Raw genomic sequence first — 7,586 nt, 5'->3', positions numbered from 1 at the left:
GTGGAAGGGGTCGGCCGCGGCGGCGAGCTGGACCCGCACCACGCCGACCTTGCGGGCTAGGAAGTCCTGGGGGAGGCCCCGGACGATCTCGAGCGTCTCGGCGTAGGCGTCCTCGAGGGCCTGCGCCGCCGCCTGGTAGCCCTGCTCGAGCCCGGGCCGCACCGTGTGGCTGCCCACGCCCAGGTCGAAGAGCACCGCCGCGGGCACGATGGGCACCACCGCGTGCTCGCCGACGGGGTAGCCCAGGCCGCGCTCCTCGAGGTAGCGCAGCACCCCGCCCACGGTCTCGAGGCCGTAGGCGCTGCCCCCCGAGAGCACCACCGCCTGCACCTGCTCGACGAGGTTGGCGGGGTGGAGGAGGTCGGTCTCGCGGGTTCCGGGCGCGCTGCCGCGCACGTCCACCCCGGCCACCGCGCCGCCCTCGACCAGGACCACGGTGGTCCCGGTGAGGTGGAGGGCGTCGGTGTAGTGCCCCACCTTGACCCCCGGCACGTCGGTAATGGCGTTGAACGGCCCTGGTTTCATCCGGCTGGCCCCAGCATACCGCCAAAGGGGCGGCGGCTGGGAAGAAGGGCCCCACGAAGCCGCGGCGGGGGCCGGACCCCCCGCCGCGACCCCGGCCGGCCGCGCGGCCTACGCCGCCTGGCGGGCGGCCTCGAGCGCGCGCCGGGCCTGGCCGAGGTGGTGCCGCACGTGGAAGGGGTCGGCCTCGGCGGCGAGCTGGACCCGCACCACGCCGACCTTGCGGGCTAGGAAGTCCTGGGGGAGGCCCCGGACGATCTCGAGCGTCTCGGCGTAGGCGTCCTCGAGGGCCTGCGCCAGCGTGGCCAGGGTGGGGTAGCGCCGGACGAGGGCGTTGACGCGGGCGTCGAGGTTGGCGGTGAAGACCTCGAGCTCGTTGCCCACCGCCAGCGAGGCGATGAAGGCCTGGCTCTCCCGCTCGCTGGCGACGAGGTGGGCGAGGATCTGCTTGGCGTTCCACTTGCCCGGCGCGGGCGCGCGCTCGGCCTCGGCGTCGGTGGCGTCCGCCAGTAGGGCCCGCAGCTCGCCGATGAGCCGCTGCTTCTCGCGGGCCATCGCGCGGGCTAAGTCCTCCAGGCTCTCGGGGTAGGGGTGCAGGTTGCGCGGCCGCAGCTCCATCGGCACGGCGTGCCGCTCGGCGCCCCGGTAGAACTCGACCACGACGGTGTCCCCGGCCTTGTGCCCGCGGGTGATGGGCGGGATGTCCTGCACGCTGCGAACCTCCTTGCCGTCCATCCCCACGATCACGTCGCCCTGCCGCAGGCCCGCCGCCTCGGCCGACAGGCCCGCCAGCGTGCCCTGCAAGGCCGCGCCGTAGGCCACCGGGACCCCGTACTGCCCGGCGTTCTCCGCGGTGACGTCGCCGCCGAGCAGCACCCCCAGCATGGGGCGCTCGAGCAGGTCGAGGTGGTAGCCGCGCTCCTGGGTGCTCGCGAGCGCCGCCAGCGCCCGCCGCCACAGGGGCTCGAGCGCCGCCGGCATGGCGGGGTGGTGCACGCTCACCTCCGTCGCGCCCTCCGACTCGGCGAAGGCGATCTCGACCTCGACGGGCTGGGGGTTGTCCTTGTCGGACCAGCGCAGGCGGATGAGCTCGGGGGCCCGCACCTCGAGGTACTCCCCCACCGCGTAGAAGCCGGGCTCGCGCCAGTAGGCGTAGAAGCGCCCGCCGGGGGCGGCCTCGAGCTGCGCGTCGTAGCTGAACCACTCGCACAGCCGCGTGGCAGTGGTGAAGGCCTCGAACACGGAGGCGCGGGGGGCCTGAACGCTCTGGGTAAGGGGGGTGCGGGCCTGGGTCTCGGCAGCCATACTCTGACCTCCTCCATCCTGTATTGCCACTTGCCTATACAAGGGTGCGGGATTAAAAAAACAGGCCCGGTCAGGAGGCTCAACTCTGACCGGGCCTGTTTCAGCTCGGCTCTAGGCAGAACGCCGCGAGGGAGCTTCGGAGGTGGGCTGGCGCTGTTTACGCCGGCGGGCAGAGGCCAGGACCTGTACGGCCTCCTTCACTTTTTGCCGCAGCGAGCGCTCGACCTCGGCCTCCTGGCGGAGCCGGGCGATGTGCTCGTCGGCCTTGGCTTGCAGTACGTCGTACGTAAACTTCATAGCCAACCTCCTATGAAATGAGTGTATAGGTAGTTGGCTATATTGTCAATAGGCTATCTACTTGGGGTGGAGCAGCAGCCTGCGCAGGCCCTCGAGGGTGGCCTCCAAAGCCGCGCTGTTGACCTTGTGGAGGGTCTTGTTGCCGTGCTTCTCGAAGCTGACCAGGCCCGCCTCCTTGAGCTGCTTGAGGTGGCCGCTGGCGGTGGGCTGGCTCACCCCGAGCTGCTTGGCGAGGTCGCTCACCGTCATGGCGAAGCTCTCGTAGCGGGCGATGAGCGTCAGGAGCATGAGGCGGGTGGGGTCGGCCAGGGCCTTCATGTGCGCGGCGGTGGCCTCCACCTGGGCGCTGAGCTCTTCGTAGAAGCGCTCGCTCTGGATGCCGTAGCCGATGTAGTGGGTGTCGGCCATGTCGAAGTTGAAGCCCCCGCCCAGCGCGAAGTACAGCGGCACCACCACCAGCGAGCCCTGTCTCTGGGAGGCGCGGATCTCCTCGGCCCCCGCCTCGAACTGGACGAAGTGGTGGGGCGGCAGGGCCTCGAGCACGTCCGCGCTCTCGTGGTACTTGGCCTGGAACAGCTCGCTCGCCCGGCGGGCCTCCTCCAGCCCCTCCCCCAGCCACAAGGGCTCGAGCACCGCCCACAGGTCACTGAGCATCTGGGCGTAGCGCCGGGCCTCCTTGCCCTGCTTGAGCCGGCTGAAGCGGTCGAGGGGCCCTTGGAACTTCCTCGACTCCTTCTTCTGGCGGGCCTCGTCGCCCGCGCACTCGGCGAGCACCTTGCGGCGCTGGGCCTCGAGGTGCTTGACGAAGCGGGCCGGCAGCCTCGCCAGGTCGTCGAGCAGGCGCTGGGGGCTGGGGTCGCGGGCGTAGCCCAGGTCGGCCACGAGCCAGAAGAGGTCGAAGCCCACGTGGTCGCGCTCCGCTTCGGGCCAGAAGCTGCGGACCCGCTCCACCAGCTCGGGGTGCTGCTCGTAGAGCAGGCCCAGCCAGGGCATCTCCAGGCGCTTCTGCTGGCTATCGGGACGGTTCAGCACGTAGTAGGCGTAGGCGAGCTCGAGGGTGGGCGAGGGCACCGCCTCGACCGAGGGCGTCTCCACCTTGGGCGTGCTGAAGGTCAGGATCTCCGGGGAGTCCATAGGTCTATGCCTATGGTAGCAGACTCCGGCGGCCCCGCCCAAAGCATCCGCCGCTCACCTCGAGACAAGCCGCCCGGCACGGCCATCGGCGATCGGCTATGGGCCATGAACTGCGGACTGCCGGCGACTTCCGCGAGAAGCCTCGGAAGGGCGACGGGTGTCCTTCTGGACCGCCTGCCACAGCCTCACCGTGTTCTCGTCGGCGCGGGGGTGCTGGCACGGGCCGGGCGCGTGGCGGGGCAGAGCACGGCTTCCTCATCCCAGGGCGGCGCTGACCAGCAAGGTGCCCCCCTTGCCGTGGGGGGTGTAGCTGAAGCTGAGGCGCATAGACTTGACTTTTAGGCGACGTTGTCCTCGAACGATATAGAACTCGCGCGAAGGGTCAGGTTTGTACTCGATGACGTAAAGAGGTGTTCCTTGTTTTTCCACCCAGGGGGGCCCAACTGCGAACTCTCCCGCATATCTGAACGATTTCCTGGCGTTGTACAGTTTCCAGAACATATCATCTGGCCCGTCAAAATAGACGTCGAGCACCACCCTGGCGAACCCCTCACGGCTCATGCCCAGCTCGAGACAGTACTGGTGGGGCTGGAGGACGTGGGAGCAGGCCCGCTCGGCCTCGCGCAAGCGGCTGGGGGAGTAACCCGCCCGGTAGAGCAGGCTCGAGGGCTGGGAGGGCTATGGGCAAGCTGATCTTTCATGCCACCGCCTGCTCAGCGCCTACGGTACTCCTCATCGGTCATGCTGACCGTCCAAACGATGCTGTTGTCAGGTGCGTAAGCGGCGTTCGACTCCTCCGGCAAAAGGCAGTAGATGAAGTAGGGTGTGCCGTTTGGAAACCGCCCCTTGGTCAACATGAATTTCTCCATGTAGCGCCCGTCAAGTCCAGTAACACATACACCAGCGAAGATGGCAGCCGGACCTGCATCCTGGAAAATCCTCACTTTACCTACCATTAGAAGCATGAAGTCTCATGCTATGTTGTAATCAAACTGGCTATCGAAGCCTTCATGATTGTTTTCACTAAAGAAAACCAGCTTGAGCATTCAGCAAAAAGGAGGCTGACGGCGAAAGAAAGGGCTGTTCAGCCGTCAGCGATAAGCACAGAGCGGGGGGCCATGCGCAATACGCCATATGGCATGAGCGTCCAGCGTTCGACGTATCGCGAACAGCAATATTGGCGGATGGCTATGGTTGCAAAAACCAGACCCAGCCAGGAGGCTCGGTTCTGGCTGGGTTCGCCGCGGGCTTCGCTCTAGGTCGAGCGCCGCGAGGGAGCTTTGGAGGCTGGCCAGGGCTGCTTGCGACGGACGATGGCCAGAACTCGAAAAGCTTCGATGCCGGTCATCCGGGAGAAAGTTAGGCCCAACTCCATCCCGACCCATCGTGTACACCGACGGCTTCAACGGCTTCAAGAGCTACGACGTGCTCGACATTAGTGAGTTCAAGCACCAACGCATCAATCACGGCAAGGAACTCGTGGACGACGCAGGCAAGCACATCGATGGCATGGAGAACTTCTAGGATCAAGCCAAGCGAATCCTGCGCATACGCAAGTACAACGGCATCCCCAGGAACAACTTCGAGCCGTTCATCAAGGAGTGCGGGTTCAGATTCAACTACGGTAGTCCCAAAGAGCAACTACGGCTGCTCAAACGTTGGCTCAGGGAGGAGCGGGTAATCTAGGGCTTATCTAGGACAGCCCCTTCGCTATCGTTGACCTCGAGGGATGAAACGGAACTTACCGTTTATGAAGCGGTAGGTTCCGATCAGTGTCTTATCTCCGGTGGACGTCAAGAAATAGACCTTCACGTCCTGCCCATAACGGGGGAACTCGAGAAATAGAGTCCAGGTATCCCCAGATTTGAGTTTCTGTGACGTTGGGGTGCGAAGCCTGCTATATAGGCTTATAGACATGTCTCGTGCAATAGCGGGAAAGACCTGCTCCAAGCGCTTCCACCCGCCATCGAAAAGGTAGCTTATGTATCGCTGCCGGAAGCCCCAAGGGGTATTGAAGCTGATCTTCTCGTTAAAAACTATCAGGTCGCCTCCAAGCACTGTAGAGCGCCAAACCACCACTTCGCAGTAACCCTCACCGTGCTCGTACCGGAAATAGCCGTTTTCCTCGTCTAGGGTGATCCCCTCATACCTGGGGTTGGGTGCATTGACTGGGCATAGGCTTTTCGCATCGGCTGGGGCATATTTCAGGTAGAAGCTAATGCTTCTAGTTGCCAGGGATATAGAAAACAAAACTATGCTGGCTAAAGTTACAGCGATTGCAATATTCAGAACAGCTCTCATATTTAATTGGATTTTACCAAACTCAGAACCGCCACCCACCACCACTTATGGTTAACTACACTCCTCCAGGGCCATACATTATCCTCGCCTTTTGCTCCTTCACCTACCGAACCTTCTTTGGCATTTGCGTTTGCATAGTTTGTTCGCTCTTTATTAGTTGAATACATAGCAGTAATCGGATCACTACCACCATAAGTACTCAGATCGGCTAATCCATTAGGATCGTCCACAACTAATCCAACGTTATTCATGCCTTGCAAACGAACTATATGACCCCTAACACTCATGATAATGCTGTTACCGGATTTTAGCTCGGGCAATACGGTTGTTTCCCACCAATCTTGCGGCATTCTAGAGTTGGCCCCCGGGTTTAACAGGAATTTGACACTCACATCGTACCTCTGGCCGTCTATCTTGACATAGAGGGATTCAGCAAGCCCTTTCCACCCGTTATTTCCCGGGCTTTCCCTGTTCCAATAGCGGATATTTTTTCTGCCGTAATCTTCTAGTGCATCCTCAAACTGTTTCTTCTGGTCGGGGTTTTTTATTCCTAACACCTCAAGGGCCATTGCCAAGGAGGTTAAATTGCACATCTTCCAACCAATTTTACTTCCATTCTCAGTACTATTGTTGTCTCGTTGATTCCGGTAGATAACCTTAGTCTGTAGCAATAGATATAGGTTTCCGCGCTCAATTTCATCTTTCACGAGAGAGATTCGCCTTCGAGCCTCTTGTATTTGATCAACAGAGTATCTAGGGGTTTTTCGTTTAAACCCCATCAGTTGATCTAAATCATCTGGCTTGTCAGAGCTCTCTTGCCGTTTCCTCGTGGCATCTTCCGCTTCCACAAAGGGTTCAGTTTGAATTTCCTGAATGAGATTAGTGCCTCTGGGGGTCTGCTCAATGCCTGTGGCAGAAGCACCCTCTATGAGGGGATCAGAAGAAGGTTCCAGCACAAGATTATCGAAAACCAGGTCCTTACGGTCGTCGGGCTTGGGGCTGGGGTCGCGCTCGTCCACGATCCTGACGTAATCCACCAGCAGGGTGTTGTCGTTCTGGTACCGGCCCCGGACCAAGGCCCCGTGGTCGGTGCGCTCGAGGTAGAAGCTGCCGTTCGGCAGGACCGCGCCGGTCATCCTCCAGGTGATCCCGCTGCCCGGCGTCACCCTGTAGAGTGCGGAGAGCCGCCCGTCGGGCGCGCGGTGGATCTTCAGGTCGAAGGCGATACCTTGCCCGCCCTGCGGGGCGGTGCCCCGGTAGTAGCGGGTCCAGGCCTCGCCGGGCTTGGCCTCGGCCTTGCGCTGGAGGGCGGGTGACGCTTGGGCAACTGCAGGTTGGGGCTCCTCCCCCCGGTAGGCCCGCAGCAGGCCGGCCTTCAAGCCCTCGGCCCTCCCCAGGAAGGTCAGCACCGCCTCCAGCAGGGGCATCCCGGTGGCCGCCTCGGCTTTGTGAAGGGCGTGGGCTACTTCGGCAGCGCTCGAGCCCCGCCGGTAGGCCCGGGCCAGCTCGTGGGCCACGGCGCGGTACGCCCCCCGCAGGGCCAGGGCGCTGCCCTCGTCCAGGACCCGCCGCCCGTCGGCGGGGAGCTCCACCTCCAGCCCCGCGGCCAGCCCCAGCCGCAGGGCCGGGCGGGGCACGAAGCCCCGGCCGGCCTGCTCGGCCTGCTCCTCCAGGGCGGGGTCGGGGTCGAGGCCGGGCCGGGCCAGGCCCCGGCTCTGCTGCAGCACGTGGGCGGCCTCGTGGGCGAGGAGCCGCTGCCCGGCCTCGCTTTCCGGGTCGTAGGCGCCCCTGCGGAAGAAGACGTCGTTGCCGGAGGTGAAGGCCTCGGCGCCCAGCGCCCCGGCCAGCTCGTCGGCCTCCTCGTCGGCGTGGATGACGATCCTGGGGAGGGGGGCGCCCAGGTGCGCCTCCAGCCGGGAGTGCAGTTCGGCGGGGAGGGGCTGGCCCTTGCCCCGGCGGGCCTCGAGGCGCTCCGCGAGGCCGCCGGGAGCCTCCCGGGTCTCCTCGAGCCGCCGCCGGTAGCGCTG

Annotated in this window: 8 protein-coding genes and 2 pseudogenes; 1 reads left to right on the top strand and 9 read right to left on the bottom strand. The window is 63.9% G+C overall.

Annotated elements, in window-relative coordinates; genetic code table 11:
* From Mterra_RS16955 to Mterra_RS16930, 6 genes are all read right to left on the bottom strand, one after another.
* Positions 1 to 525, bottom strand: a 525-nt coding sequence (locus tag Mterra_RS16955; RefSeq protein WP_176582547.1) for a P1 family peptidase, incomplete at its 3' end; no start/stop codon positions are given.
* 108 nt (positions 526 to 633) lie between these two features.
* Positions 634 to 1,827, bottom strand: a complete 1,194-nt coding sequence (locus Mterra_RS16950) for an SRPBCC domain-containing protein (protein ID WP_119316230.1) — start codon at positions 1,825 to 1,827, stop codon at positions 634 to 636.
* Between the two features lie 111 nt (positions 1,828 to 1,938).
* Complete coding sequence (locus Mterra_RS16945) at positions 1,939 to 2,124, bottom strand: hypothetical protein (RefSeq protein WP_119316229.1); 186 nt, start codon at positions 2,122 to 2,124, stop codon at positions 1,939 to 1,941.
* 57 nt (positions 2,125 to 2,181) lie between these two features.
* Positions 2,182 to 3,258 carry an ArsR/SmtB family transcription factor gene (locus Mterra_RS16940; RefSeq protein WP_119316228.1) on the bottom strand — a complete coding sequence of 359 codons (1,077 nt, stop codon included), beginning with the start codon at positions 3,256 to 3,258 and terminating at the stop codon, positions 2,182 to 2,184.
* 255 nt (positions 3,259 to 3,513) lie between these two features.
* The gene (locus tag Mterra_RS16935) at positions 3,514 to 3,819 is read right to left on the bottom strand and encodes a hypothetical protein (protein WP_147372900.1); all 306 of its coding nucleotides are present in this window, start codon (positions 3,817 to 3,819) and stop codon (positions 3,514 to 3,516) included.
* Between the two features lie 152 nt (positions 3,820 to 3,971).
* Complete coding sequence (locus Mterra_RS16930; protein WP_119316226.1) at positions 3,972 to 4,223, bottom strand: hypothetical protein; 252 nt, start codon at positions 4,221 to 4,223, stop codon at positions 3,972 to 3,974.
* Positions 4,224 to 4,611: 388 nt separating this feature from the next.
* Between Mterra_RS16930 and Mterra_RS23235 the strand changes: the two are divergent.
* Positions 4,612 to 4,944: pseudogene (locus Mterra_RS23235) on the top strand (transposase); the annotation flags it as partial.
* Positions 4,945 to 4,968: 24 nt separating this feature from the next.
* On the opposite strand, the gene Mterra_RS22010 reads toward Mterra_RS23235, so the two are convergent.
* From Mterra_RS22010 to Mterra_RS23690, 3 genes and pseudogenes are all read right to left on the bottom strand, one after another.
* Positions 4,969 to 5,559, bottom strand: coding sequence for a hypothetical protein (locus tag Mterra_RS22010; RefSeq protein WP_147372896.1), 591 nt, complete (start codon positions 5,557 to 5,559; stop codon positions 4,969 to 4,971).
* A 2-nt stretch (positions 5,560 to 5,561) separates the two neighbouring features.
* Positions 5,562 to 6,986, bottom strand: a complete 1,425-nt coding sequence (locus tag Mterra_RS16925; RefSeq protein ID WP_245971674.1) for a C39 family peptidase — start codon at positions 6,984 to 6,986, stop codon at positions 5,562 to 5,564.
* Between the two features lie 339 nt (positions 6,987 to 7,325).
* A pseudogene (locus Mterra_RS23690) lies at positions 7,326 to 7,439 on the bottom strand (eCIS core domain-containing protein); the annotation flags it as partial.
* Positions 7,440 to 7,586 lie beyond the last annotated feature (147 nt).

This window comes from Calidithermus terrae (assembly GCF_003574345.1).
GTDB lineage: Bacteria > Deinococcota > Deinococci > Deinococcales > Thermaceae > Calidithermus > Calidithermus chliarophilus.
Note: the sequence above shows the minus strand (reverse complement) of the source record. Positions and strands in the feature narration are given on the sequence as shown.

Excerpts from the sequence above, each read along its gene's own strand:
- Mterra_RS16950 (WP_119316230.1), bottom strand. The coding sequence starts at position 1,827 with ATGGCTGCCGAGACCCAGGCCCGCACCCCCCTTACCCAGAGCGTTCAG.
- Mterra_RS16945 (WP_119316229.1), bottom strand. The coding sequence starts at position 2,124 with ATGAAGTTTACGTACGACGTACTGCAAGCCAAGGCCGACGAGCACATC.
- Mterra_RS16940 (WP_119316228.1), bottom strand. The coding sequence starts at position 3,258 with ATGGACTCCCCGGAGATCCTGACCTTCAGCACGCCCAAGGTGGAGACG.
- Mterra_RS16935 (WP_147372900.1), bottom strand. The coding sequence starts at position 3,819 with ATGAGCCGTGAGGGGTTCGCCAGGGTGGTGCTCGACGTCTATTTTGAC.
- Mterra_RS16930 (WP_119316226.1), bottom strand. The coding sequence starts at position 4,223 with ATGCTTCTAATGGTAGGTAAAGTGAGGATTTTCCAGGATGCAGGTCCG.
- Mterra_RS22010 (WP_147372896.1), bottom strand. The coding sequence starts at position 5,559 with ATGAGAGCTGTTCTGAATATTGCAATCGCTGTAACTTTAGCCAGCATA.
- Mterra_RS16925 (WP_245971674.1), bottom strand. The coding sequence starts at position 6,986 with ATGCCCCTGCTGGAGGCGGTGCTGACCTTCCTGGGGAGGGCCGAGGGC.